The sequence below is a fragment of the Chryseobacterium viscerum genome (assembly GCF_025949665.1).
Lineage (GTDB): Bacteria > Bacteroidota > Bacteroidia > Flavobacteriales > Weeksellaceae > Chryseobacterium > Chryseobacterium viscerum_A.
In genome coordinates, this window is sequence record NZ_JAPDFT010000001.1 from 2,305,108 (window position 1) to 2,331,082 (window position 25,975).

A 25,975-nucleotide genomic window follows, 5' to 3' on the forward strand; every position below is an offset into this window, starting at 1 on the left:
GAGTTTATTATTTAAAAACAAAAGCGAAAAAAAAGGCTTGCTTAAAATTGTTTAGTCTTTTTTTTAAAATATATCTACAAATTCAACAGGAAACATAATTAACTAATTATCAATCAATTAAAAACCAAAATATATGATGTAGTATTTGTGTAGTATAGCTTTTTTTCTTGTTTTCGTTAAAAATTTTCATATTTGAACAAGAGACCACAAAAAAATTCCAAGTGGTGAAAAGAGAATATTTCGAGTACTGTCTGACATGATGAATCAGACAGTTTTTTTTTGGAATTATTTCAAAGTATCAAAGAAATGATAAATATCTGTTTCTCCGGGAATATTCAGTTTCTTTCTTATTCTGTATTTTTTCTGCTGAACACTTCTGTGCTGAACCAAAGTATAATTTGCAATTTCTTTGGAGGTAAAATGAAGTTTCAGCATCGCACAAAAAATTAATTCAGAGCTTTCAAGACCGGGATTGATCGTTAAAAGTCGATCTATAAATTCAGGATAAGCTTCTTTAAACCGATTCAGAAATTCAGGATCATTCTTTTTACCAAGTTCTATGATCTCTTCCTGTTTATTGTCATTCATCCTGATTTTCAGATTTTCGGCTTCTATAGTGAGTACCTCTTTTCTTTTTCCCAAAGCACTGATAATTCTCCAGGCATACAATCCCAGCAGAGAAAGACCTGCCAATGACAGAAAGATAATCCAGTATATTTTACTTTTATGATGGGCTTCATCCTGGCGAGCTCCCGTAATAAAAGATTCCATATCCTGATTAATTGTAGCCAGTAAAGATGTGTTGGTTTTATAATAAGCGTCTGTATATGCTTTCAAATAAAGGTATGCTTTTTCTTTATCTCCTCTGCGCTCATACAACATTCTGAGATCATTATAGATGTACTTGCCGTAATAGGCATAGATGCGTTTGGTTTTTTCATTGATCTTCAAGGCTTTCTTAAGTGTCTCTTCTGCCTTATCATATTGTTTGTTGGTAAGAAAATATTCTCCCATAATCGTATTGGCATACAAGGCAATTCCATCTTCTTTTCCTCTTATAATAGCTTTATTATAAGCAGTAGTTACATATTTGTATGCAGAGTCTTTATTCTTATGCATATAAACATAATCCCCTATAGCACAATCGGTAAGACCTGTATTATCCATTTTTTTTGCCCTGTGAAAATATTCGAGTGCTTTTTCGTAATTCTTTTTTTGGATAAAATAAATAGCCTGTCTGAAATAGATACTGAAAAGAAGATCATTTTTAAGCTCAGATTGACTGCTTTTCTGTATCAGGCTCATCGCTTCATTATTATATTGAAAAGCTTTGTCAACCCTTCGGAGTTCTATATTGAACCGGCCATAAACATTATAAAATCTGGCCTTATGTAAATTATCTTCTGAATGATCCAGAATTTCTTTTGCATTATCAAAAAGAATCTGAGATTTCTGAAAATTTTCTAATGAAATATTAAGTTCAGCCAGATTGATGTAGCATAGTGCTTTTCCATCCGCATAATTTATTTTATCGGCTAATTTGTAATACCTTTTATTGAGATTGATCAGAGAGTCATATTCTCCGGCCACTCTGAATTTCTCATTCTGCTTCAGCAAAGAAATATCAAATTTCTTTTCAGCCTCTTTCTTTGAATGAGAATGGCAAGAAACTAAAATAATAAGTAAAACAATAAGAAAAATACGTATCATATGTTTCTTTATTTAAGCTAAATTTCTGTATAAATTATGATTTAATAATGATCTCTCAGAATGCATTCTCTTCTATTTTTTTAATGATACTTCTGGCGAGATCAACAATAAAATTTTTTATAAAACAGAATCCGGCATCTTTTATTGTGAAGAAATATTCTTATTATGTTAAGTTTTCAAAAAAGTCATAAGTATCTGTTTCTCCGGGAATATTCAGTCTTTTTCTTATTCTGTATTTTTTCTGCTGTACAGATCTGTGCTGTACAAAAGTATAGTCTGCAATTTCTTTAGCAGAAAAACGAAGTCTCAGCATGGCACAGAAAGCCAGTTCTGAGTTTTCAAGGTCAGGATTGATTTTCAGAAGTGATTTTATAAAATCAGGATATAGTTCTTTGAATTTTAATAAAAAAGAAGAATCATTTCGTTTGGCAAGCTCTATTACTTCTTCCAGCTGCTTAGTCTCCACATGGTTTTTTAGTTCATCTGTCTCTTCTTTTAAAGAGTTTTTCTTCAGCTTTAACTTATTAATTATTTTCCGGACATATACTCCTGAAAAGGTAAGAACAGCAATAGATAAGGCAATGAATAGTGGGAGATCATTTTTATGCCAGTCCGACTCCTGTTTTACTTCAGAAATAAAATCCTCGGTTGCTTTATTCATTGCGGTAAATCTTGCGGCATCAAATCTACCTTCTTCTTCCATATACTTTTTCAGATAGAAATAAGCTTTCCCGCCGTCATTCTTTTTCTTATACAGTTCTGCCAGTGCCATATAAACCTCTTTTATATGTGAAGAATAAGTACGTCTTGTTTTAATATTGATGTCCAATGCTTTTCTAAGTGCTTTCTCAGCCTGCTCACTGTTATTGACTTCATTATAGTAGTAACCCATGGTATAATAAACCCAGAGGGATTCTACATCAGTTGTCTTTTGGCTTAGCATTTTCTCATCAGCCCGCTCAATATATATTCCTGCAGAATCAGGCTTGTGAACAAATAAATAGTATTGGGCGACCATACAATTACTATAGGCGGAGTTTTCAAGTACATTCGCTTTGGTAAAACATTTTAAAGAAGTTCCGAACCACCCTTTCCAGGCATAGTAAATTCCTTTGTTCACGTACAGTCTCGGAAGAAGTTTTCGGGCAAGACTAGTTTTTGCAGCCTGTTTTAAATAGTAAAATGCTTTATTATTACATTCAATAGCCTTATCATTTATTTTAAGATGAGAATAATACAGGCTGTAGTCATTATAGAATGTTGCTTTATGATAATTATTCTCAGAGTTTTTCAAATCTTTCTCTGCTTTGTTGAAAAAAAAGCGGGCTTTATCATAATTTCCTGCTGAGACATTCACCCCAGCCATATTCAGGTAACAAAGGCCTTTTCCGGCTTTATACTTCATTTTCGCAGCCTTTTTCAGGTATTTTATATTCAGCCGGACAAGAGCTTCATACTCCCCTGACAACTGAAGGTCTGAAGTCTGGTTTAATAAAGAAACATCAAAGTTTTCTCTTTCTTTATCCTGAGAATCATGGCTGCACGAAAGCATACATAAAAATAACCCTATGCAGATTGTACAGGCTATTATCTTTTTTATTTCCTTTGAATGTATTTTTTTATTCTTAAGAATGATCAGATTAATTCTTTCCATCAGTACCACTTTTCCCTATGTCTACCTACGCATGTTCCTTTGAAACATGTTAATAAATTCCTACTGTTATTTTTATTATTATTCCCCAATAAGTGTTATAAATATACATAATTTATCATGCTTATGATGGAATAAGCAGTTAATTTTGCAAAAATGTAAAATTTAAATAAAGTATCAAAATTCCCCCTTAAACAAACATTTTTTTAACTTTCCGGATGAATATATAACCTTTTCCGATCAAAAAAATGACTGCTTTTGTTTATAATAAGACTAACTGAAATGAAATTTGTTACAAATGCATCGTTTAGTTTTAAAAATTTTAATATAATTGTTGAAATTCAACCGGCCATACCAAAAAGAAGTTCAAAATAATCTACATATTTGTATCCGGATATTAATGAAAATGATTAATCTAATGACTATGACAGATATTAATTATAGAAAACTTATCCCTGAAGAAAGTAAAATTTACAGGGCTATCCGCCTGGAAAGTCTGGAAAAATTCCCTGAATCTTTTGGAGCAACCTATCAGGAAGCTCTTAGTATTGAAAAATTTCGGATAGAAAACGATATTGAAGAACAAACACCGGAAAGATTTGTATGTGGAGCTTTTGCTCAGCAGGAACTTGTGGGTATCTGTACTTTTATTAAAAATGAAAACAATACCGGAAGTATTTATCAGATGTATGTAAAAAGAGAGTTTCAAGGAAAAAATATTGGCCAGGGATTGATTGAATCTGTTATTACCGAAGTCCTTCAAAAATTTAATGGTATTGAAATCTTTCTAGAGGTTATTCCCGGAAATGATAAGGCTTACAATCTATACCGGAAAATAGGATTTCAGGAAATATCTCCTATTTCTCCTGAAGAAATCAGGATGAGATATGTTCCTAAGTAAATTTTTTTATTATTAAATTTCAATGATGAAAAATTTATTGTTCCTGTCTTCCTCCGCTTATTGCTTCAGAACCATTGAGCAATAAATAAAATACTGCTATGCTCATAGATTATATATAATCCATAAACCTGTCGCAGCATTAATGATATTAAATAGAAAAGGCGCATAAAAATGCGCCTTTTTAACTGTTTAAAACCTGAACAGGTTTTGGTGACCCGGCTGGGATTCGAACCCAGGACCCATACATTAAAAGTGTATTGCTCTACCAGCTGAGCTACCGAGTCGGCCACTTACTTTTTTAAGTAAATCCCTTTGTTTAAGGGACTGCAAAGATAGAAAGTTTTTCTTTATTTACAATACTTTCAAGGCATTTTACAACCCGAATTACGCTAACTTTTACAGTATCAGAGACAAAAATTTCATGCTCTATTTCGGATTATATCATTTGAATTTCAAATAGCATAAAATGAAATAGAAATATCATTCAAATAAAAATGGATTGCTTCATTGAGCAATCCATTTTACAAGTGACCTCACTGGTACAAAACTCGAACTCTCTGCTAGAGGATTTGAGACGATTATGTACTCTTGACACATAACATTTTAATTACTTTAAAGAAGGATGATTGTAGAGATGAACAGGTAGTGGGGACTCAGTGGCCGGATCTATCAAGTCACCATAAGGCCACATACCGATTGAGTATTTCCTGAAACTCAGATAATGGGCAAGCAAGGGATAGGTTCTATTTTCTACTTGCCTAAAAGGAATATCTTCTGCCATACCATACATGATGAATTCATAGAAATTGATTAATCATTAATAGAATATTGTACAAACTGATGGCAGATTCATTTTAATCATTTATCATCATTAGAAGTTCAGAATAACTTTTTCCAGAACCCTTTCATAAAGTCTTTTGTTATCAGTCAAAATTTCTCCTTCTCCAACTACTCCATCAGAAAGAATCATATCACCCGCAGCTGTGATCGCCAAATCAACCATATACTTCTTTTCATCACCGTTTACCGTTTTGACAGTATTTCCCAAAAATGAAACTTTTATCACCTTGGCTTTTATGACTCCGTATTCTTCATGAGGAAAATTGTTGAGTCTTATCAGTACATCCTGGCTTTGTTTAATTTTACCCAATCCGAAATCTGAGATAAGCATCTGGCCATTGACTTTATTGGATGCTGGAACAATCGCAAAGATGGGATCCTGATGATTTATATATTGATTATTTTTCAGAAAGCTTAAAAATTGCACCTTTCCACCAACGGGAGCAATAATCAAAAAAGCTCTTTTCCAAGCCCTAATTTTATTAATTAGGTCATTATAGCTATTGTACAAGTCGGAGATAAGTTTTTCCTCTTTTTCCGTTTTCAGGATCCGTGCCTCTGTGCTTTTATTTTTTGTACTCAGAATTTCCTGGTCCAGTTTATGAATCTCCTGTTTAGTCGTATTATTGTATTGTAGCGCGCTGAGATAGTTTTGCTCTGTATCTTCAAATTGCTGCTGGCTAATTATCTGGGCATCTCTAAGTAGGGAATCTCTTGTAAGCTTATTGTACCCCAATTTATCATTCTTGTTGATCAGTTTAACCCTATCTTTCTGTAAGTACAGCTGCTTCTCCTGTTTACTTGCAAGATTGTCTAACAGCTTTTGCTGTTTGTCATAAAGGTCGTTCTTAGAAAAAAGAACATATTGCTGTAAGGCATTAAGGAAAGTAAAATAGTTGTTATTGATCTCACCAACATGAACAATTTTAGGAAGGGAATGGTAAAATGAAGCAAAATCTGTATCCGCATTAAAATTTAGCATTGTTTTTTCCAGCGCTAACATTTCCTGAAAAGATGCTTCATTTTCAATATAAGCTACAATATCGCCTTTATTAACAGCATCGTGATCTTTTTTCAAAATAACTACCGGTCCCTGATGATTGGCCACAAGAGATATGGATGGATTATCTGCAACGATCGTGACAGATCCTTTATAAGAATCTGGATATTTTATCGCAAATAAGGCGATGATAAGTACTAATAGAAGTAAACTGATCAGAACAAAAATCCGTATACTAACATTACTCGGTATTCGTGAAACTAGAAAAGTAATTTCTTCCGAATTAGGCTGTGGTGGTCTCTGTATGTAATTTCTCGGCTCCATTTAAAACATTTATTTGACTTTCAAAAAGCTTATAATAATGTCCCTTTTGATTCATAAGGGTCATGTGATTTCCTCTTTCTATAATCCTACCGTCTTTCATTACGATAATCTGATCTGCATTCATAATGGTACTTAAACGATGGGCAACAATTACAACCGTTTTATTAACGAATACCCCGGAAAGGGAATGAACAATATTTTTTTCATTGATTGAGTCAAGTGCATTGGTCGCCTCATCCAGAAAGATATATTTCGGATTTCGGTATAAAGCTCTTGCGATAAGGATTCTCTGCTTTTGTCCGCCACTTATTCCCCTTCCATTTTCACCGATTTTCGTTTTGTATCCCAAAGGCATGTTCTCAATCTCTTGTGTCATATTGGCAATAGCAACGACATCTTTTAGCAGTTTATAATCAATATTATTTGTATTGAGGACAATATTATTTAATACAGTATCATTAAATATCTTACCGTTCTGGAAAACACTTCCACACTGATCTCTCCAGTTAGAAATGCTTATATTTTTATAATTCATCTCACCCACTGTAATATCACCGGCAGAAGGCTCATACAATCGCAGCAAAAGCTTTAGTATTGTAGATTTACCACTACCGCTGTCTCCCACAAAAGCAGTAGTCTTTCCTTCTGGGACAACAAAGTTTAGATTCTGTAATACGTATGGCTGGCGAGCAGAATACTGAAAGTACACATTTGAAAACTTTAAGGTTCCCGAGGAAGGCAGCGTAAAGCTGTTATTTTCATAATTATCTTCTTCGGGCAAACTCTTGATCTCGCGAATTCGGCTAAAGCTTAATTTCGCCATCTGGAAACCCAGAAAAAACTGAACCAGTTGCTGAATGGGACCATTCAACATTCCCAGTATCATTTGAATGGATAAAAGCTCTCCAAGGGTCATTTTAGCATTAATCACCAGCACTGCACAATAAAAAGTAATTGATACATTTTTAAGATTATCAATAACCTGCGCTCCCACGTTCTGCCTATTCGTAATGGATTGCATCTGCAGATTCTGTTTAAAGATTTTGGCTTGTATTTCGTCCCATTTCAATTTTCTGGAAACTTCATAGTTATTGATCTTAATTTCCTGAATGTTATTAATCGTTTCAATCCAGAATCCCTGGTCCTTACCCATTAAAGCAAAATAATTCATATCAACCTGTTTCCGAGCTTTAAAAAAAAGAAATATATAGGTAAGATAAATTGCAGTACCCGCTATGAAAATAAGGAAAACCGGAATGCTGTAAATCACAAGAACAAAAATGAAAGCAGAAAATGATAAAAGGGAAAAAATAATATTCAAAGAATTCCCCATGATAAAACTTCTTATTCTTTCATGGTCATGGGCTCGCTGCAGGATATCTCCCGGATGTTTATTCTCAAAAAAACTGAAAGGCAGTTTTAAAAGCTTCGATAGATAATCTGATATAATATTAACACTTACTCTGTTTGAAACCTGCAGGATGATCCAGTCCCGTATAATCGTTGAAAAAAAAGAACAGATAATAAGCGCCAGATTAGCGATCAAGATCATCTTAATAAACTGTAAATCCCTTTTGTTCACTCCGATATCGATTACAGATCTGGAGATAAACGGCAGAAATAAATTCAGTCCCGTAATTATAGTCATTACTAAAAGTAATAAAAACAGTATTTTTTTGTAGTTTGAAAAATACCTGAGGAAATCGAACAGCGTATTCTTCTGCTCAATGACTTCTTCAATATGGACAGTTTTAAAATTATGGGCAGGTTCAATTAAAAGCGCAATCCCTTTTTCATTGTTTTTTTTCCATTTGCTTTGAAATTCAACCAGTTGATATACTACCTTCCCCCTTGCCGGATCCGATATATAAATCTTATCTCCTTTAATTCGATAGATAACCACAAAATGACTTTCACCCCAGTGAAGAATTGCGGGTAGATGAACCTGTGATTTTAATTCCAGAAAAGTACAACGCACTGCATGAGACTTGATTCCGATTTTTTCGCAGGCATATATAAGGTCAGCAAGAGAGACTCCTTCCTTTGTTATGCTGCATAAATCCCTCAGAAATTGTAACGAATAATATCTTCCGTAATGTTTGGCTATTATCCTCAGACATGTTGGACCACAATCCATTTTATCATACTGCCTTTCGTGCGGAAAGCTTTTGATCATTAGTTTTTTTTGCAAAATAATAACCTCTAAGAATATAAAAAAAACCGTAACTCAACAATTAATAGAATGTTCACAATCCATTCACACCCGTGCAATTTTTATGTTCTAGTTTTGACATCAGTAAATGAAACGGTTGATGAGAACGAAGAAATATATTATAATTGTAGCAGCTGGTGAGGGTAACAGAATGGGCGCTGAAAACGCAAAGCAGTTCCTTCCCCTTGATGGTAAACCAATTCTAATCCATACCATCGATACCTTCTTAAACCATCCCACTCTTATTTTTGACATAATCCTGGTTCTTAATAACTCTCATTTGGAAATTTGGGATGATTTATGCCAGCAATACTATTATCTCAAGTCCATTAAAATTGTTATCGGAGGCAGGGAAAGGTTTCACTCTGTAAAGAATGCAATTGACACCATTACCGATCATGAATGCTATATCGGAATTCACGATGGTGTCAGACCATTCGTAAGCGAAACGGTAATTGAAAGCGCTTTCTCAGAGGTAATTAAACATGATGCTGTTGTTCCCGTTATAGCCATGATTCCTACTATAAGAATGACAGATGGTGACAATAACCAGAGCATGAACCGCAGCGATTTTAAGGTTGTTCAAACACCCCAGGTCTTCAAGTCTGAAATTATAAAAAGAGCTTATCAGACCCCTTATCAATCATTTTTTTTTGATGATGCTACAGTAGTTGAACATCACGGACATAGTATAAAACTTATTGAAGGCAATGAGGAAAACATAAAAATAACACTACCCATCGATTACCTTACTGCAAAAGCCTTACAAAAAACAAAACTAATACATGATATTTCAAATTAAAGAAGGAGCCATATACTCCACTGCCGGCAATGAGACAGTTGAAATCAGTTCCAATATAACGGTATTATCCAATGATCAAAATTTCCACAAAAATAAATATGGATTTGAGATATCTCCGACAGACATTCAGAATTACGCAGCCCACATTTTTATTTGGGAGTATATTTTAAAGAATGACATAACAATACCCTGCATTATTATTGAAAATGATGTTAAACTTAAGCATAAATATGAAGAACTGCGTAAAGACATCGATTCACTTCCAAATGAATGGGATTTAATCATTCCATATAATAAATTGCAAGGGAATACCATCTCCAGAAACGAGATATTCCCCAGCAGACTGGGCTATTATTGGGGCAGTTATATCTACGTTATCAATGGAGAAAAAATCACATCGATGGACTGCTTAAAAAGTATTAAACAGCCAATCGATGAAGAAATACTGGAGTGTTCTTTTAACAACTCTTTAAAAACACTTGTGATTGACACCGGCTGGTTTGACTATGATGAGGAAAACTGCCCTATCTACAAAAGCAGAGGAGCGTTTTTTATTGAGAAAATAAAAAAGATTAATCTATGGGAAGAAAGACATAAGGAGCAGGCAGTAGAAATACTCAAATACCTGGGTGAAAAAGCAAAGGAACTCAATTTGAGTCTTTTTGCTCATGCAGGAACGCTTCTGGGGATCATAAGACATGATGATATTATGCCATGGGATGATGATATAGACTTATGCATAGATGAGAATGAAATTCAGCTTCTACTGCGTGCAGTGGAAAATGACAATATCATCAAATATACAAAGCGTATCTGGCATAAAACAGGATCTGAGTATTACAAATTTTTCTATAAAGATGGTGAATACAAGGAAGGTTATGATTACACATTTCCATTTGTGGACATCTGGTTGCTTTTTCACAAAGAAGAAAGTTCATATATGACTTCAGACGGGTATGAGGTACCAATGGCCGATTACTTTCCGGGAAAGGCTTATGAACTTTATAAGGCTCCTATCCTTGTTCCCCATAATCATGAATCAATTCTACAAAAAATGTATAAAAACTGGGACAAATATATTAAAGTTTTCTCATGGTCTCACCGCAAAAAAGAAAACTGCATTGATAGTATTATTGCCCCTATCCAGACTGACGGCAAGGGCCGGCTTATGAACCAAAACTAATAACCTTTTTTAAAATTTAAATACATGAGAAACTCGAAAGTACTCGAGCTCAACAGTACATTGGAACTGTTGACAGAAAATGAATTGTACGCATTCAAGGGAGGTCTTGAAGGCGGACAGAGCGAGCATGAAATTCCGGAAGTCATTATTACTGTCCCTGGAGGAGATGATGGCGGAGGAAATGATCCTGGCGGGAACGATGATGGTAATCCTCCAACATGGGATGACGATGATCCTCCTTATGGGGGTGATGGCGATGACCCGTTTCCTCCCGATGGAGGTGGTGATCCAGATGGTAGCAATCCAAGTGAGGCAGATGGAATTCTAGAAACTCCTACAGCCAGAGAAGTCCTGTGGCTACTTTTAAATACATCAGGAGCAGATCGTGATAAGATGCGCCATAACGCAGCCTTGGCAGCTCAATATGGAAAAGGACAGGTTGACAATGTCTATGATGCATTAAGACATGCGATGTGGTCAGCAATGGATGCCGCAGATATCGGGTTGGATAAGGCTAAAGAATTTCACACCCTGCATGAAACCGTAAATCCAGGAAACGATAATACAATGGATCTGCATAATAATGATTGGGGGTTCAATTGGTTTTCACAGCACGGAAATCCTGATAACAACATGCAACAGTTTATCAATGACTTTAATGCAGCAGTAGCAAGCGGACAAATACAAACCCATCCATAAAATGAGAATAAAAAGGCTAAATTTTTTGATTCTAATACTATTAGCATCTCTTACATTTTCCTGCCATGCACAGACCAACACGGAATGCTTAACAAAGCTTGAACAAAAACTTTCTCCTAAAATTAATACCAATAATAAAGTAGGTGAAATAATAAACGTTCGAGATGAAGTAAATTGTTTCGACTGGGATACATTAGTCGTACAAATGGCAATAAACCCTAAAGAAATGACTGAGCAAGCACTTAGCATTAAAATTCCACAAAACTACGACTACAGTTGGGAAAGTGATAATACAGCGATGCTGTTATTTTTAAAAGGCAATACTGTTGTCCATTATATTCTTCAGAAGCCTTCTGTTGATAAACAGACATTTGACTCTGCCCAATCAATCAAGGCATATGATTTTCTGAAGCTGGTTAACAACTCTGGAGATAATGCATATGCAAAAATTCCAAAGGAGAAAGCTGTTTTTGAAACCTATCAAATTTATTATCATGATGCAAAAGGTCAAAAGACGAGCAACCCAAAATTTGGTCTTGGAATAAGGGTGAAGAGTTAGAACCACAACAATTTACTCACATTCTTTTTGTTTTATTAGGCTGTCTTTGGACAGCCTTTTTTAATGATTCATTCCGTCTTGTAACATTAATCCATCTAGTGTTGATCTTTAATTAATTCTGGTGAAGCAGAAGCCTTTCTTTAACAACTCACATTGCATATCAAGAGAAAGAAAGTCAATTGATCGATTTTCAGATCCATCATTTATCGATTACTTCCATATTTTTTATATGCACTTTATTTAAAAACTGTCTATCTATATATGTTGAAGTTGATTTTGACAAAGGGTTTATATACATCACCCTTGAAGACAAATGCGATGCTTTCTCTTCTTCAAACTCAATAAACAGCAGGGTTTTCTTAAGCCACGAATTCTCCAATACATAGCACCAAATTTCTTTTGTATAATGATCAGGCCCCCCTTCCATAGCGTAGCGTACTTCATTTCTCTTTTTCCCTATAAGATTATAATTTTTCAGCTTATTTTTGACTTTCAAATACATATTTATTTCCAAAATTTTGTTTATAGTATCTTCTTAAAAGAAGTGTATATTCATTTCAAATATTCTAATAGCTACTTGAGCTTATATTTATTTACATCTTCACATCAAAAAATTTCAAGTTCAATTGAGGTTTTTGTTTTTATAAAGAAGGATTTGAGTATCTTTTAGAGCCTAATAGGAAGGGCTTCTCCACCATTGACAGGTTACAGGTGATTATACCTTTTATGGTTTTGTATTCCATCATTTTAATCTCATTATCTGTGTTTTATAGATATACTATCAAACAGCCTGCCAGATCTTTCTAAAAATAAATAGATATAAAACCGCATGAGTCTTCGTAATTGTTAATAAGGCTGAAAATATTATTAATCAGCACAGGGATTAATCTGTTGTACCTGCATATAACTATTCTTCAACGTATCGGTTTGATTACTCCCTTCTACCTTACGAAAGCATATAGATAACCTGAATATTTTTATTTGGTGTTATAAATGCCAGCAAATATGGCTGAATCCCGGTAAAGTCATTGTAATTATTTTGAAATACAGTTGTTCTTGGAACATTTTGGGTAGAGGCTGATATATTATCTGTCTCATTATACCATTGGTAAGAAAACGCTGCATATTAATTTGTGATATTATAACTGTTAAAAAAGGAGGCTTCCAATCGATAAGTATTTCCAGCTGTAAGAGAAAAGTTTCCCACACTAAAAATATTCTGAAGGTCTATTTTTCAATTCAATTTCTACTTCTTCAAATGGGAAACCATCTGTATATTGATAAATTAGTGGATCCTCATAACCTAGTTTAATAACCATTGCTCGTTCACTAGATAAACTTTCATAGAATAAATGTAGGAATGACAAAGCTTCATCTGGGGTATCAAAATATACTGAACAAAAATCACTCATTTGTATATCCTCTGTATATGTAGAGATTAAAATCTTATTTTTTTTCATATTATCGTTTTTTAAGATTATTTAATCGGTTTTCGCAAATATTTTCACAGACACTATAGGCTATTGAATGTGGCAGCAAGATGCCATAAAATGTCGATATCAAATCAATGTTATATATATTACAGACTATCCTAATAATATCCGGAAGATTTATTAAAACTGTTTCTGATCAGCTGATGCACATCGGAAAGCTTATAATATAATTTACCGCTTATCGTGTAATAAGGTAGTTTTTTGTCTGACCGGTAACGCTGTAATGACCGTGAACTGATTTTAAGCATCTGAAGTACGTCCTGGTTATCCAGTAACTGCTCACCATCAATAGAAGACAGTTCATTTTGTTTTGTGCTTATTTTTTCATGAAGGATATCAAAACGAGTCATAATTCTCCCCATCCAAGCCATAAATTCTATTCTGTCAATATTCATGATATTTGTTTTTTATGAGTAGAACAAAGTTTAGGCTTTACATAGAAATTCCTTCGGTAGGAATTCGTAACTACCGAAAGATTTTATGCTAAAAAATAATAGAAGCCAAATTCAGCGGTCTGAATCCAAAAATGCCTGATTTAGATTATCATTTAAAAGCTGAAGAAATTTGGTTCTGTTTATTTTACGGTTCTTGATTTCATGGAGGGTTTTGTAAAAATTCCCCAAACTGACATTCAGCGATCTTTCAGTAAAGCGTATTACCTCACTGAATTCAATATTTCCACCGTTAAAGCAACGTGTTTGATGAAGGGCATATAAAAGTTCAACCAATCCGGACTTTGAAGAAGACCAATCCAATGGAGACTGATCATTTATCTTTTCAAAAACATATCCTTCGGCATCGCTTATAGATTTCAAAAGATATTTTTCCAGTCGGTCGTTAGCCAGAATCTGGGCAACTAAATGGTCATGGGAAGTGGCGAACTTTTCATCATAGTTATACAATCCCGATTCAAGCTTTGTTTTAAGGTCAAATTGGCTGCGGACAAAATATTTGTGATCCAGAAATGCCGCTTTTCTCCTGTAATACTCATAAAAGTCAATATGCTCCTGATAAAAATCTTTTATCACCTCCAGTTCACAATGATAGTACTCTTTAATACTTAATTGTCCTGCATTCGGTTTTGCCGCCTCAATGGATAACAGTCTTGAATAATAAATAAATCGGGAAATAAAAAGAGGCTTGAGTTCTTTAAAGAAATAGATTTCATCTCCTGCTGCTGAAAACTCGAGGACAACTACCATTGATTTTATATCTCTAATCGCAATATCAATTTCCATCAGAGATTTTTCGCAGCATCCTATCCTGTCTACACTATTTTCAAACTCAATCCTATCCAATTTTTTATCCAGCAGGGCTAGTAATTTCTCACACTTTTTAAAAAACAACTGGGTTTCCATATTTTTTACATAAAAAGTACAAAAAATAAATCAGCCATCTCTTTAACCCTTATATTATCAACTTATTATTCAACCCCCTGTTCGATTTTCCGGGCAAATTCAACAGGGCTCATCGCAGTCATTTCCAGAAACAATTTTGAAAAATTTGATCTATTGGAGAAACCGCATTCTCTGGAAATATCATCAATAGCATATTTTCGCCAAAGAGGATCATTGGTCAGCATTTCTTTGGCATACATAATCCTTCATCAGCAAATGATAGATATTCCGTAGAAGTTAAAATACAATGGTCAAGCAGTTGTATATTTAAAAACTCAGATGCATCCTTTATTTTATTGGTCATTTTTACGTCTTCGCATGATGGTTTTAAATTTCCTGATGGATGATTATGCGCAACAATAAGAGATGATGCATTACATAAAAGCGCGGCCTGCATAATAATTCTAATGTCTACCAAAGTTGAGGAAATTCCTGATTCAGAAATTCTTTTTATTCCCAGAACCTTATGGGCATGATTCAAATACAGTGCATAAAATGATTCCCTATAATCAATTTCACCACTATCAAAATGTGCTCTGAACACCTCAACGGCATCATTTGAATTAGTTATTAATTTTTCAGCATTTCCCTCCCTTGAATAGGTTAATTTAATTTCGTTGATAATATTAAACTTCATTTGTTTTGCTCCGTGTACGGCGGAGCCTTTATTTTCCCGTACCTGCTTAGTAATTAATTCCCTCTTCCTATTAAGGCTCTCGCCTTGCTGATATTTTTCAAAAGAAAAACCGGAAAAAAGAAAGCAGATCATTGTTACGGGTAAAGTGAAAGACAAAAGGAAACGGAATAAATGGAGGGCACCTTTAGGGAGGAAACCGTTTATGCTGTAGTCTTTTGGCAGGGACTAGGAAGGCTGACCGTTACAACTTGGTTGCCTTTTTACCGGTTTATTATGCAAAATAATGATGAAGGTTTTTTAATTATTTTTCCAAGACCATGTCTTGACAAACATACCATCTAAATTTATTTTTTAGCAATAAAAAAGCAAAACAAAAGAATAAAATAGTGATTAAATTGTAAAATATTGGTCCAAACACCAGTGTTTAAAGCCTTCTGCGCATGATTTGAAAATATTTTTAAAATAAATTAAATTAACTCATATACAATTATTAAGACAAAAAACACACTTCATCTTAAAATAATATATTGATACCACAAAAAAAATAAAAATTTACTATTATTTATTCACCAACAGCAGATTTAACACAAGCAAAAACACTTGCTAAGTACCATAAATAGGCATATCTTTGACCTGTTTAATAATTTAAATATAACAATAATCATGAGAAGAATTCTTTTTATCCTAGGTGTACTAGGAGTTATGGGACTAGCATCAAGTTTTAAAGATGAAGACACAATGGAACCAGGTGATGGTGGATGTGGTGGAGGAAGCCGTGTATGTGCTTCAAGTCCTGGAGTAATGCACTTTTAATAACTCTTAAAGAAAATGAGAGGCTTTTTTCAATCTAGGAAAAAGCCTCTTTTTAGATATGAAAAAGCTAAAAAATATACTATCAATATTGGTTGTATCCGTAATAATTATTACAGTCTTTTTATTCACATCAATTACTAATAAGACTAAGGTTAAACTTGATACTGAAAGAATTCTAAAAAAATCAATCCAAACGATAAAGCAACAAGAGTTGGGAAACCAATATGATATCTTAAAGATAGTGAATGATTCATTATTTTTTATCTCTTGGACTAAAGAAAACCAAGGAAACATTTATCAATTTAATAAAGACAAAAGTAAAATTGAAAAATATACATCTCTAAATAACAACTTAATAATTGGAAATTATTTTAGAACAGATGAGAACGAATTCCTTGTAGTAAATAATGCTAAAAAACAACTTCTAATATTTTACAATAACGGGACTCTAAAAAAGACACATCAACTAAATATTCCAATTGCCAGAGGAGTATTAACAAATGATTTTTTTCTATTTACTTCCTGGGGTAGTGACCTGATTATGAAGTTTTATGAGTATAATTTAACTAATGGCAACCTAAAACAAATTCAGAATAAAGCCTTTGACAACTTCAGCAAAAACACCGGAGTATTATACGATGGAGTGCTTAAACAGGTTGGTGATAAAATTGCCCTTATACCTTATGCTGCAAATGAGGTATTTTTCTTCGATTCTAACTTTCACTTCATTGATAAATTAAAACTAATATCTCAACAAAAAGAGTTCAATCTTACCAAGATGAAAAATGGTGAGCTAATGGTAGATCCTAATAATCTATATCCAAATATTTATGCAGATATATCAAATGAAAATCTATACATTTTAACCAACGAATCAGGTGTTTGGGATACAAAAGATAAATATTACATTGACGTTTATGATATTGAGAAAAAGAAATATTTATATAGTTATCACATAGAAGATAAGACAATACGTCCAAGAGAAATCACCGTACGAGAAAACCAACTATACCTCTTAGGGAAAGACAAATTAAATATCTATGAAATCAAATAGAATAACACCAATTGAAATAATAAGATATCTCCTCATCCTACTCTATGTTTATACTTGTTATCATAAAATAGTTGATAGAGATATTTTTGAACAAACACTTAGTAAATCAAAACTAATTTATAATTATAAGGAAATTTTACTATACTTGATTCCCCTATCTGAAATCATTGCAATTGCTTTATTAATCCCAAATAAGTTCATTAAAGGATTATACTTCTCTCTCTTTCTAATGGTATCTTTTACAATTTACTTAATTGCTGTAAACAACTTTTCTTTATATGACGGATGCTCATGCGGAGGAATATTCAACTCAATGCCTTATTGGCTGCATGTTTCTGTGAATGTATTCTTTATCACAATTAATATTTATGCTATAATTAAATATGAAGATAAATAACTTACCTATATCCTTATTTTTCCTTACTTCTACAGCCTTTTTAAATGCTCAATCTATTTCGGGAATAGTTTCAAAAGATGATAAAAGCCAATTAAAGGATATTAAAGTATCTATTACTAACAAATCTGATAATTATACGGTCAATGCCGACAAAATGGGTTATTATAATATTAATAATATCAAGACTGGAAATTACTATCTGAAAATCTTTAGTAATAAAAGCTTACTTTATTCGGAACCTATTGATATTGTACATGAAAAGACAATAAAAAATGTTATGCTAAATGGACACTCTTACCATATTGCCGAAATCGTAGTCGAAAAAAACAATAAGGTAATTGAAAGAAAATTGGACAAAATAATTTTCAATGTCAATGAAAGCATGTATTCCAATGGGTTTGATGCCGTTGAAGTCCTTTCAAAAGTACCCATGGTCCAAGTCAGTGAACAAGGAATCAATATTCTTAACAGAGGTAAGCTATTGCTATTAATAAATAATAAAAGAACTTACATAGAAGGAACGGATTTGATTAATTATTTAAAAACAATACCATCAAATTCAATATCAAAAATTGAAGTGATTACAAACCCTTCTTCTAATTTTGATGCAGAAGGTTCTGTTGGTGTCATCAATATCATAACCAAAAAGGATCTTAGTAATCTGTTCAGTATTGGATACTCATCATCTTACACTAAAAGAAAAGGTGAAGGATTTTTAAATGGTTTGAACTTATCCTACAATAAGAATTCACTTCAAATAACATCAAGACTAAATTATACAGATCAACGAAGAATTAATACAAGTTACTCTCTTATACAAAAAAATGGAAAAAGATTCAATGAATCAGACATTGAACAGAATAATCAAAACTCTGGCTTAAGTTTTTATACAGGAATGAACTATGCCATTTCAAAGAAACTGGAAGTTGGTCTGGACTTTGATTTGCGTGATATAACTGTTGAAAATAATAGTACAAACCTATTTTATAATTCTGGCAACAACCAATCAACTATTGACAATAAAAAAAAGGCCTTTAATACAACCATCAACTTATATGGAACATATAAATTGGATTCACTTGGTAAGAAAGTCGAAATTTCAGCAACCTCTTTTTTTAACAATAATGACATCTTACAAAGCTCAAATAGTGATCTTGTAAACAATAATAATGAATTTAATTATCGCATCTTATCTCCACAAATAGATTTTACACTCCCTTTAAAAAATAAGATTGAATTGTTGACAGGTGCAAAGGCCACCTTTGTAAAAAATGAACAAAATTATTTTTTCAACCAGAGCTATAGAAATACAAACTTCGAAGAATCAATCTATGCCATGTATTTCTCGGCATCTGGAAAATTATCTGAGAAAATCACTTTAAAAGCAGGATTAAGATATGAAAACTATCAGAATGAATTCTTTAATGTAATAACACAGAACACTAACAAGACAAATAAAAATAGTTTTTTTCCGTCCATTTTTGCTGACTACGATTTAGGCAAGAACAGTAGAATTTCGTTTTCTTATTCAAGAAGAGTGAATAGACCTAATTTTAGATACTTAGATCCTTTTAGGGTCTATTATTCTGATAATTATTATCAAACCGGCAATCCAAATTTACAATCATTCTTCACCAACAGTTTAGAATTAAACTATTCATTGAAGAATCTTAACATATTACTATTTAGAACTGAAAACAGGAATATGTTTAGTAACATTACTAAACTTGATGGTGATAATCAGGTTGATTATTTTGAAAACTTCTTCAACCTTACCACCACTGGTATCAATATAAGATATAGCTTCAATAAAATTAAGAATCTGGAATCAAGTATTATGACCAATATTTCCTATTCAAAAGTAAATATTCTAAATGATGCATTCGTTCCTAGAAATGGAGTTATTTTTTATTATTATATTGATAATAATTATTATCTCAATAAGTCTAAGACTGTTTTCCTAAACCTGTCTTATCTCCATAGTCTGCCGACTAATTCCATTAACTCTTATCTTGGAAATGTAGCAAATTTAGCTGGAGGTGTAAAGATTTTACTTTTACAGAAACAAATGCAATTCAATTTAACTTTTAGTGACTTGTTTAGACAACAAAGAGATAAGGGAATGTATTACTATAATGGCTATGATAATACAATAAATAACTACACGGACAATCGGTACTTAACAGTAGGCTTTTCATATAAAATAGGAAAAGCGAAAACCAAACCAAGTAAAAATACAACCTATGAAAGAAATAGGACAGAATAAACTTTAAACTATAAGACTAAAAATCCCTTGGTAATTAATATCAAGGGATTTTTAACATATTGAATCTCAACTCACTAGTTCTTCTGTGTTTTCATGGTACCTAAAGTTTTATGATTTGTATAACTTCGCTATTGAACTTGCAACTATTTTTGAGACAAAATTTATATACTCTTTATGCTATATTTTTAGATTGATTAGACATTAAATTTTGATACTCTTTTATGGTTAAATTTCCTAAAGCCGAATGTCTTCTGTGAGTGTTGTAAAATGTTTCTATATATTCGAACACAGAGTTTTTAGCATGATCTCTAGTTTCATATTTATTTTGATAGGCAAGCTCAGTCTTCAGAGTTTTGAAAAAGCTGTCCGCTACAGCATTATCATAACAGTTTCCTTTTCCGCTCATGCTTCGGGTAATGTTTCTTCCGACTATTGATATAAATTCTGTACACGCATACTGTATCCCACTGTCTGAATGGAAAATCAAGCTATCATGATCGTCTCTCTTGGAGAAGATGCCTACCACCTTTTTTAAGATGTCACGTTCAAGCTTTGTTTCTTCTAGTTCCTTGCGAAGTCTCAATAACTCTTCCCTTATCGGATCAGAGGATATTTGTTTTTCCTTGCTAAGTTTACCTTCTTTGTGAAGTTTTCGCCAATTGACTAGACTTTCTTTACAGATCCACAATTCTTCGGCTACCGAGGATACATTGCCTCGCTGCTCACTTAAAGATACCGGCCCAATCTTAAACTCTAAACTGTAATTTTTTCTGATCTTTTCATACTCTTAAAGTTAAAGAGTATAAATAGTGTGTCCTAACAAAGTTAGCAACTCCAGGGAAGATACTGACTGATAAGTGATACTTTATTTTTTTATTTTAGTACATTCAAGTATTTAATTCCATTAATTTTATACAGACAGTGCAGGATAATTCTTAATCATAATTGTTTTAGATTGCGATAAAGAAAGAGATTTTTAATATTGATGTTCTTTCTTAAACTAATATCTTTCTGACATTATGAAAAAATACGCTTTAATACTTTTCGCATTAATCATATCAGCTTCCGTTTCGGGGCAATACAGACCCTGGACTTCCTCTGAACAGCCTTTACAGGAAATCAATAGATTAAAAAAAGAAATTGTAAAGCCCATCTTCAGAAAAAAAGATTATCTCATTACTGATTTTGGTGCTTATGGTGACGGAAAAACAAAAAATACGGAAGCCTTTAAAAAAGCCATCGAAAAATGCAATGCAGAAGGCGGAGGGAGAGTTGTTGTTCCAAAAGGTATCTTTTTGACAGGAGCTATTTACTTAAAAAGCAATGTGAATCTGCATGTTAGTGAAGGTGCAACGATCCTGTTTAGCCAGGACAGCAACGACTACCCTATTGTTTTCACACGATGGGAAGGAATGGAATGTATGAATTACTCGTCGTTAATCTATGCCTACGAAGAAGAAAATATAGCTATAACAGGAAAAGGAACATTGGATGGAAACTCTGATAACGACCATTGGTGGTTTTGGTGTGGTGCAAAAAAATACGGTTGGAACGAATCCCGCCCCGGAAGACAAAATCCTGCCCGCGCAAAACTGCATGAATACATGGCTCAAAAGCAAGATCCGAGAGAAAGAATATTCGGTGATGGATATTATTTAAGGCCTAATTTCGTTCAGCCTTACAAGAGTAAAAATTTCTATATGGCAGATGTTTTTGTGAAAAATTCTCCGATGTGGAACCTTAATCCTGTATTGTGTGAAAATGTTTTGATTGAAAGAGTAAAAGTAATCAGCCACGGTCCTAATAATGATGGCTTTGATCCTGAAGCCTGTAAAAATGTGTGGATTAAAGATTCATATTTCGATACGGGAGACGATTGCATTGCCATAAAATCTGGAAGAGATGAAGACGGAAGAGGTATGGGGAAACCGGCAGAAAATCACATCATCGAAAACTGTGAAATGAAAGACGGACACGGCGGCGTAGTGATCGGAAGCGAAATTGCAGGCGGAGCAAAAAATATTTACGCCATAGAAAATGTGATGGATAGTAAAAACCTTGACAGGGCACTTCGTATTAAAACAAGCTCAAGCCGGGGCGGAATTATCGAAAATGTATTCTTCTACAATACAAAAGTAGGCGCTTATAAAGAAGCTGCAGTGCGTTTCAATATGCACTATGAAAAACCAGGCAACTTCATCCCTACGATCAGAAACATTTGGGTGGAAAACCTAACTGTTGAAAAAGGTGGAAAATATGCCGTCCTTTCTGATGCCTACGAATCTTCTCCGGTAACAGATTTTACGATGGTGAATGCTAAAATTAACGGTGTTGAAATTCCTTATAAAGTTGATTTCTTAAAGAATGTCACCTTGAAAAACGTAACTGTTAACGGAGATCCACTAACTGATTTAAATAAATAAAATGCGAAGAACATCCATTTTAGCAGGGCTTATTGTTTTATGTGCCTTTTCAAACTCTTTTTCCCAATCCAGACATTGGCAGAAAAATGAAAGAGCGCTGCATTACAAAGAAGACAAAGGTGATTTTTTGCTGGTTAACGGGAAATACCGCTTCAACCGTGCTTTGTATGGTAACAACCTCGCCTCAAGAGTAGAAGCCGGAGATTTGCCGGAGTTTGCGTTGTATCTTCCCGGAATGGGTGGTAATCTTCAGTTTGTTATTCATAAAGGAAATTCAATTAAAAAATTAATTCAGGCCGATATCATTGAAACCCGTTATCGTCCGGGAATGATGTTATATACCATTAAAGATCATATTCTTGGAAATGGAAATTTAAAAATAACGGTTTTAGCACAATCTGAAGAAGAAGGTTTGATCTTAAAAATGGAGACAATAAATGTAGATCCTTCATCAAAGATTTATGCTGTTTATGGTGGAGCAAGCGGAAAAACATTCAGCAGAAATGGCGACATCGGTGCAGACCCGGAATCAGGTTTTTACTTGCTTCCGGAATATTGTGAAAATAATCAGTTTCAAATTAATAAAAACCAATTTGAGCTTACTTATTTAAACAAGAAAAAAGAAAACCAGTTCATCAGCGGAAGTTTTTCGAACGCCAATTCATTACAATTGACAGAGGCGAAAACGTTGGAAAAATTATCTGATTTTACACAAAATAAAACAGAAAAATCTCCGATCATTTACGCAGCATATTCAGCGCAAAAAAATCCGGTTTATATTCAGATTAAAAAAGGAAAATCAGATCAGAATATTTCAGACAAACGACTTGCAGGCATTTTTAATGAAGCTGAACGATCCCGTTTATCATTAATCAGCCGGATTCAGTTGAAAACTCCGGATTCGGATTTAAATAGCTTCGGAGCTACCCTTGCCGTTGCCGCAGATGGCATTTGGGAAAGTCCAACATTTCTTCATGGCGCAGTTGCCTGGAGGATGAGGCTAAATGCCTGGCGAGGAGCTTACGCCGCCGATGTTCTCAGTTGGCATGATCGGGCAAAAGAACACTTTGAAAGCTATTCCAATTCTCAGGTTTTAAAACCCGATTCGGCACCCGTTGAAATGGACACACTTTTGCATCTGACAAGACACAAAGAAGAAATGGGAACTTCGGTATTCTCAAGCGGATATATTTCCAGAAATCCCAATGACCATTCAAAACCTCATCATTATGATATGAATCTGGTTTTCTTTGATCAGATGTTTTCTCATTTCAACTACACGGGAGATGTAATTTTTTTAAAAAAAATGTGGCCTACAATGGTCCGTCACATTGATTGGGAAAAACGAAACTTCAAACGGGGCAATCTTTATGATGCGTATGCTGCCATTTGGGCGAGCGATGCTTTGCAGTATTCTGGTGGAAAAGTAACCCACACTTCTGCCTATAATTACAGAGCTAACCGTGAAATGGCAAAACTGGCCAAAATCATTGGCGAAGATCCTATTCCGTATGAAAAAGAAGCTGAATCCATTTTAAAAGCTATGAAAAACGAGCTTTGGATTAAAAACAAAGGGTATTTTTCTGAATATAAAGACGCTTTGGGGAATCAGGTACTTCACGATAAGCCCGGAATATGGTCTATTTATCATGTTTCGGATGCTTATATTTTAAATGAATTTGAGGATTATCAAAACACACAGTACATCAACAATCATATTCCGAAGATTCCTATAACAGTAAAAGGAGAAATTAATAAAGATTATTACACCCTTTCCACCACCAGCTGGCAGCCTTATGATTGGTCAATTAATAATGTAGCGCTGGCAGAGAATTTACAAACAGCTTTGGCATATTGGCAGGCGGGAAGAAATGATGAAGCCTATCGACTTTGGAAAGGCAATCTGGCCGAAAGTATGTACTACGGAATCAGTCCGGGAAATTTTGAGCAATTATCTCACTATGATGCTTTTCGCGGGGAATTGTACCGTGATTTTGCCGATCCAATTGGTGTGGCTGCAAGAACTTTAACGGAAGGTCTTTTCGGAATCTACCCCAAATTATTAGAAAATAAAATCACTATAAAACCAGGGTTTCCCAAAGACTGGAATTTTGCAGAACTAAAGCTTAAGGATTGGGAATTTAAATTTAACCAAATTTCAAAAAAAACGAGTTATTGGTTTAAATCAAATTATACCCATGCAGTTTCGCTTGATGTATCGATCCCTGTGAATCATTCCAAAATAAAATCAGTAACGGTAAATGGTAAAAAAGTGCAATTTGAAATATATCCAAATTCTATTTTACAACCTTTTGTAAGGTTAGAAACAGAGAAAGGGAAAGAGTTCACCGTTGAAATTACGTATTCGGGAGATGAATTAAAAACAGAAAAAACAGATTACATCACTTATATTTCCGAAAATTTTCAATTGAATTTTGATACAAAAAAGAAAATCAAAAATATTTATGATCCTCAGGGATTAATAAAAAATTCCCCTCTTCAGGAGGAGTGGACTCAACCAAAGGGAGAAGACGGGTTGGCCAACCACAAGTTTGAATTAAACCAAAAGGAAAGAAAAGGAACTTTTTTCGTGCAAGTCGAGCAAAACGGAACAACTTGGTGGCAACCTATAAATGTTGACATCCGATTTCCTTTGGAAACAAAATGGGCGAATAAAAAACTACAAATTCAGTCTAAATCATTCAATATAATCAATGGAAAATTGAGTATTAATAATTTAAGTACAAGTTTTTCAATTCAAAAAAATCAAAATACTTCAATTGAAATTCCAGCAAATGTTTTAAGCAGGGGAACCAACTTTATTCAGCTTGAATACAATGGAATCAGGCAAAATGTAGAAATAACAGATTGGGAAATTGAAAATAAAGGCGCATTCAATCCCGTTTCATTAGCCTCAGAATATAATGAGAGAGTAACTGAAATTTTCAATCAAAAATATCTTTCACCACGACTCCATGTCCCTACTCTACAGCTTCCGTGGCAAGGAATCGGAAACTGGTGTTACCCGCTGACCACAACTCAAATTGATGACAGCGGATTGATGAAAAAACGAAAAGACGGGAAACTAGAGTTCTTAGGAATTCCTTTTTTAATTAATAACGAAGCGAAAAATATTGTCTTTACAAGTCAATGGGATAATTTTCCTAAATCGGTTGAAATTCCTGTTACGGGAAAAGGAAAGAAAATCTATTTTCTGATGGCAGGTTCTACCAATCCGATGCAGTCACAAATTATCAATGGAACGATTACAATTCAATATTCAGATGGTTCGGTTACGGCATTAGAACTAAAAAATCCCATAAACTGGTGGCCTATAGAGCAGGATTTGTTTGATGATAATTTTGCTTTTGAAATTCCGGACGATAAAATTCCGTACCGGGTTCAGCTGAAAACCGGGGAATTGTACAAAGGAGGAAGTTTAACAAAATATTCAGAAATTAAAGGAGTAAGCAGCCGGGCTGTTGAAGGCGGTGCCGCAACCATTCTGGATCTTCCGATTGACCCAAACAGAGAATTAAAATCAATAAAATTAACAGCAGTGAGCAACGATATAGTTATCGGACTGATGAGTGCCACTATTCTTAAATAAAAAA

The 25,975-nt window shown here is 33.8% G+C and carries 21 protein-coding genes, 1 tRNA gene and 1 pseudogene; 10 read left to right on the plus strand and 13 right to left on the minus strand.

Annotation, left to right across the window (positions count from 1 at the left end):
* Positions 1–285: 285 nt before the first annotated feature.
* Together OL225_RS10530 and OL225_RS10535 are read right to left on the minus strand one after the other, a co-directional pair.
* Complete coding sequence (locus tag OL225_RS10530; protein ID WP_264518209.1) at positions 286–1,710, minus strand: tetratricopeptide repeat protein; 1,425 nt, start codon at positions 1,708–1,710, stop codon at positions 286–288.
* A gap of 163 nt (positions 1,711–1,873) precedes the next feature.
* Entirely contained in the window at positions 1,874–3,364 is a 1,491-nt protein-coding gene (locus tag OL225_RS10535) for a tetratricopeptide repeat protein (protein ID WP_264518210.1), read from the minus strand.
* A gap of 421 nt (positions 3,365–3,785) precedes the next feature.
* On the opposite strand from OL225_RS10535, the gene OL225_RS10540 reads away from it, so the two are divergent.
* On the plus strand, positions 3,786–4,262 hold the full coding sequence (locus tag OL225_RS10540; RefSeq protein ID WP_264518211.1) for a GNAT family N-acetyltransferase: 477 nt from the start codon (positions 3,786–3,788) through the stop codon (positions 4,260–4,262).
* A gap of 208 nt (positions 4,263–4,470) precedes the next feature.
* Here the strand turns inward: OL225_RS10540 and OL225_RS10545 are convergent.
* From OL225_RS10545 to OL225_RS10555, 3 genes are all read right to left on the minus strand, one after another.
* Positions 4,471–4,546, minus strand: a tRNA-Lys gene (locus tag OL225_RS10545).
* Between the two features lie 587 nt (positions 4,547–5,133).
* Positions 5,134–6,426, minus strand: coding sequence for an HlyD family efflux transporter periplasmic adaptor subunit (locus OL225_RS10550; RefSeq protein WP_264518212.1), 1,293 nt, complete (start codon positions 6,424–6,426; stop codon positions 5,134–5,136).
* The gene (locus OL225_RS10555; protein ID WP_264518213.1) at positions 6,386–8,602 is read right to left on the minus strand and encodes a peptidase domain-containing ABC transporter; all 2,217 of its coding nucleotides are present in this window, start codon (positions 8,600–8,602) and stop codon (positions 6,386–6,388) included. Before OL225_RS10555 ends, OL225_RS10550 begins: the two co-directional genes overlap by 41 nt.
* Positions 8,603–8,738: 136 nt before the next feature.
* Between OL225_RS10555 and OL225_RS10560 the strand changes: the two genes are divergently transcribed.
* From OL225_RS10560 to OL225_RS10575, 4 genes are read left to right on the plus strand one after another with little or no spacing between them, the layout of a single operon-like run.
* Positions 8,739–9,440, plus strand: a complete 702-nt coding sequence (locus OL225_RS10560; protein ID WP_264518214.1) for a 2-C-methyl-D-erythritol 4-phosphate cytidylyltransferase — start codon at positions 8,739–8,741, stop codon at positions 9,438–9,440.
* Positions 9,424–10,623 carry a LicD family protein gene (locus OL225_RS10565; RefSeq protein WP_264518215.1) on the plus strand — a complete coding sequence of 400 codons (1,200 nt, stop codon included), beginning with the start codon at positions 9,424–9,426 and terminating at the stop codon, positions 10,621–10,623. Before OL225_RS10560 ends, OL225_RS10565 begins: the two co-directional genes overlap by 17 nt.
* Positions 10,624–10,647: 24 nt before the next feature.
* Positions 10,648–11,322, plus strand: coding sequence for a DUF6973 domain-containing protein (locus OL225_RS10570; RefSeq protein WP_120231216.1), 675 nt, complete (start codon positions 10,648–10,650; stop codon positions 11,320–11,322).
* 25 nt (positions 11,323–11,347) lie between these two features.
* Positions 11,348–11,881: a hypothetical protein gene (locus OL225_RS10575; RefSeq protein WP_264518216.1), complete on the plus strand. Its 534-nt coding sequence runs from the start codon at positions 11,348–11,350 to the stop codon at positions 11,879–11,881.
* 199 nt (positions 11,882–12,080) lie between these two features.
* Here OL225_RS10575 and OL225_RS10580 read toward each other — a convergent pair whose 3' ends face one another.
* The 6 genes from OL225_RS10580 to OL225_RS10605 form a co-directional block, all read right to left on the minus strand.
* On the minus strand, positions 12,081–12,383 hold the full coding sequence (locus OL225_RS10580; protein ID WP_264518217.1) for a hypothetical protein: 303 nt from the start codon (positions 12,381–12,383) through the stop codon (positions 12,081–12,083).
* Between the two features lie 706 nt (positions 12,384–13,089).
* Entirely contained in the window at positions 13,090–13,341 is a 252-nt protein-coding gene (locus OL225_RS10585; protein ID WP_264518218.1) for a hypothetical protein, read from the minus strand.
* 131 nt (positions 13,342–13,472) lie between these two features.
* Positions 13,473–13,769: a helix-turn-helix domain-containing protein gene (locus OL225_RS10590; RefSeq protein ID WP_264518219.1), complete on the minus strand. Its 297-nt coding sequence runs from the start codon at positions 13,767–13,769 to the stop codon at positions 13,473–13,475.
* A 111-nt stretch (positions 13,770–13,880) separates the two neighbouring features.
* Positions 13,881–14,732 (minus strand): RteC domain-containing protein, encoded by an 852-nt coding sequence (locus tag OL225_RS10595; protein WP_264518220.1) that lies wholly within the window; start codon positions 14,730–14,732, stop codon positions 13,881–13,883.
* A gap of 65 nt (positions 14,733–14,797) precedes the next feature.
* The gene (locus OL225_RS10600; protein ID WP_264518221.1) at positions 14,798–14,971 is read right to left on the minus strand and encodes a helix-turn-helix domain-containing protein; all 174 of its coding nucleotides are present in this window, start codon (positions 14,969–14,971) and stop codon (positions 14,798–14,800) included.
* A complete protein-coding gene (locus OL225_RS10605) occupies positions 14,950–15,540 on the minus strand; it encodes a JAB domain-containing protein (RefSeq protein ID WP_264518222.1) in 591 nt (196 codons plus the stop codon). Before OL225_RS10605 ends, OL225_RS10600 begins: the two co-directional genes overlap by 22 nt.
* A 739-nt stretch (positions 15,541–16,279) precedes the next feature.
* Between OL225_RS10605 and OL225_RS10610 the strand changes: the two genes are divergently transcribed.
* From OL225_RS10610 to OL225_RS10620, 3 genes are read left to right on the plus strand one after another with little or no spacing between them, the layout of a single operon-like run.
* Positions 16,280–17,275, plus strand: coding sequence for a hypothetical protein (locus OL225_RS10610; RefSeq protein ID WP_264518223.1), 996 nt, complete (start codon positions 16,280–16,282; stop codon positions 17,273–17,275).
* Positions 17,262–17,672, plus strand: a complete 411-nt coding sequence (locus tag OL225_RS10615; protein ID WP_264518224.1) for a MauE/DoxX family redox-associated membrane protein — start codon at positions 17,262–17,264, stop codon at positions 17,670–17,672. Before OL225_RS10610 ends, OL225_RS10615 begins: the two co-directional genes overlap by 14 nt.
* Complete coding sequence (locus OL225_RS10620) at positions 17,659–19,938, plus strand: TonB-dependent receptor domain-containing protein (RefSeq protein ID WP_264518225.1); 2,280 nt, start codon at positions 17,659–17,661, stop codon at positions 19,936–19,938. The genes OL225_RS10615 and OL225_RS10620 overlap by 14 nt, the downstream gene beginning before the upstream one ends.
* Positions 19,939–20,110: 172 nt before the next feature.
* Here OL225_RS10620 and OL225_RS10625 read toward each other — a convergent pair whose 3' ends face one another.
* Both OL225_RS10625 and OL225_RS22060 read right to left on the minus strand, forming a co-directional pair.
* Complete coding sequence (locus OL225_RS10625) at positions 20,111–20,464, minus strand: IS3 family transposase (protein ID WP_264518226.1); 354 nt, start codon at positions 20,462–20,464, stop codon at positions 20,111–20,113.
* Between the two features lie 48 nt (positions 20,465–20,512).
* Positions 20,513–20,713, minus strand: a pseudogene (locus OL225_RS22060) (transposase); the annotation flags it as partial.
* A gap of 244 nt (positions 20,714–20,957) precedes the next feature.
* Between OL225_RS22060 and OL225_RS10630 the strand changes: the two are divergent.
* Both OL225_RS10630 and OL225_RS10635 read left to right on the plus strand, forming a co-directional pair.
* Positions 20,958–22,361, plus strand: coding sequence for a glycoside hydrolase family 28 protein (locus OL225_RS10630; RefSeq protein WP_264518227.1), 1,404 nt, complete (start codon positions 20,958–20,960; stop codon positions 22,359–22,361).
* 1 nt (position 22,362) lies between these two features.
* The gene (locus tag OL225_RS10635) at positions 22,363–25,971 is read left to right on the plus strand and encodes a DUF4450 domain-containing protein (RefSeq protein WP_264518228.1); all 3,609 of its coding nucleotides are present in this window, start codon (positions 22,363–22,365) and stop codon (positions 25,969–25,971) included.
* The last annotated feature ends 4 nt before the right edge of the window (positions 25,972–25,975 follow it).

Coding starts and splice junctions, on each gene's coding strand:
- OL225_RS10530 (WP_264518209.1), bottom strand. CDS start 1,710: ATGATACGTATTTTTCTTATTGTTTTACTTATTATTTTAGTTTCTTGC.
- OL225_RS10535 (WP_264518210.1), bottom strand. CDS start 3,364: ATGGAAAGAATTAATCTGATCATTCTTAAGAATAAAAAAATACATTCA.
- OL225_RS10540 (WP_264518211.1), top strand. CDS start 3,786: ATGACAGATATTAATTATAGAAAACTTATCCCTGAAGAAAGTAAAATT.
- OL225_RS10550 (WP_264518212.1), bottom strand. CDS start 6,426: ATGGAGCCGAGAAATTACATACAGAGACCACCACAGCCTAATTCGGAA.
- OL225_RS10555 (WP_264518213.1), bottom strand. CDS start 8,602: ATGATCAAAAGCTTTCCGCACGAAAGGCAGTATGATAAAATGGATTGT.
- OL225_RS10560 (WP_264518214.1), top strand. CDS start 8,739: ATGAGAACGAAGAAATATATTATAATTGTAGCAGCTGGTGAGGGTAAC.
- OL225_RS10565 (WP_264518215.1), top strand. CDS start 9,424: ATGATATTTCAAATTAAAGAAGGAGCCATATACTCCACTGCCGGCAAT.
- OL225_RS10570 (WP_120231216.1), top strand. CDS start 10,648: ATGAGAAACTCGAAAGTACTCGAGCTCAACAGTACATTGGAACTGTTG.
- OL225_RS10580 (WP_264518217.1), bottom strand. CDS start 12,383: ATGTATTTGAAAGTCAAAAATAAGCTGAAAAATTATAATCTTATAGGG.
- OL225_RS10585 (WP_264518218.1), bottom strand. CDS start 13,341: ATGAAAAAAAATAAGATTTTAATCTCTACATATACAGAGGATATACAA.
- OL225_RS10590 (WP_264518219.1), bottom strand. CDS start 13,769: ATGAATATTGACAGAATAGAATTTATGGCTTGGATGGGGAGAATTATG.
- OL225_RS10595 (WP_264518220.1), bottom strand. CDS start 14,732: ATGGAAACCCAGTTGTTTTTTAAAAAGTGTGAGAAATTACTAGCCCTG.
- OL225_RS10600 (WP_264518221.1), bottom strand. CDS start 14,971: ATGTATGCCAAAGAAATGCTGACCAATGATCCTCTTTGGCGAAAATAT.
- OL225_RS10605 (WP_264518222.1), bottom strand. CDS start 15,540: ATGATCTGCTTTCTTTTTTCCGGTTTTTCTTTTGAAAAATATCAGCAA.
- OL225_RS10610 (WP_264518223.1), top strand. CDS start 16,280: ATGAAAAAGCTAAAAAATATACTATCAATATTGGTTGTATCCGTAATA.
- OL225_RS10615 (WP_264518224.1), top strand. CDS start 17,262: ATGAAATCAAATAGAATAACACCAATTGAAATAATAAGATATCTCCTC.
- OL225_RS10620 (WP_264518225.1), top strand. CDS start 17,659: ATGAAGATAAATAACTTACCTATATCCTTATTTTTCCTTACTTCTACA.
- OL225_RS10630 (WP_264518227.1), top strand. CDS start 20,958: ATGAAAAAATACGCTTTAATACTTTTCGCATTAATCATATCAGCTTCC.
- OL225_RS10635 (WP_264518228.1), top strand. CDS start 22,363: ATGCGAAGAACATCCATTTTAGCAGGGCTTATTGTTTTATGTGCCTTT.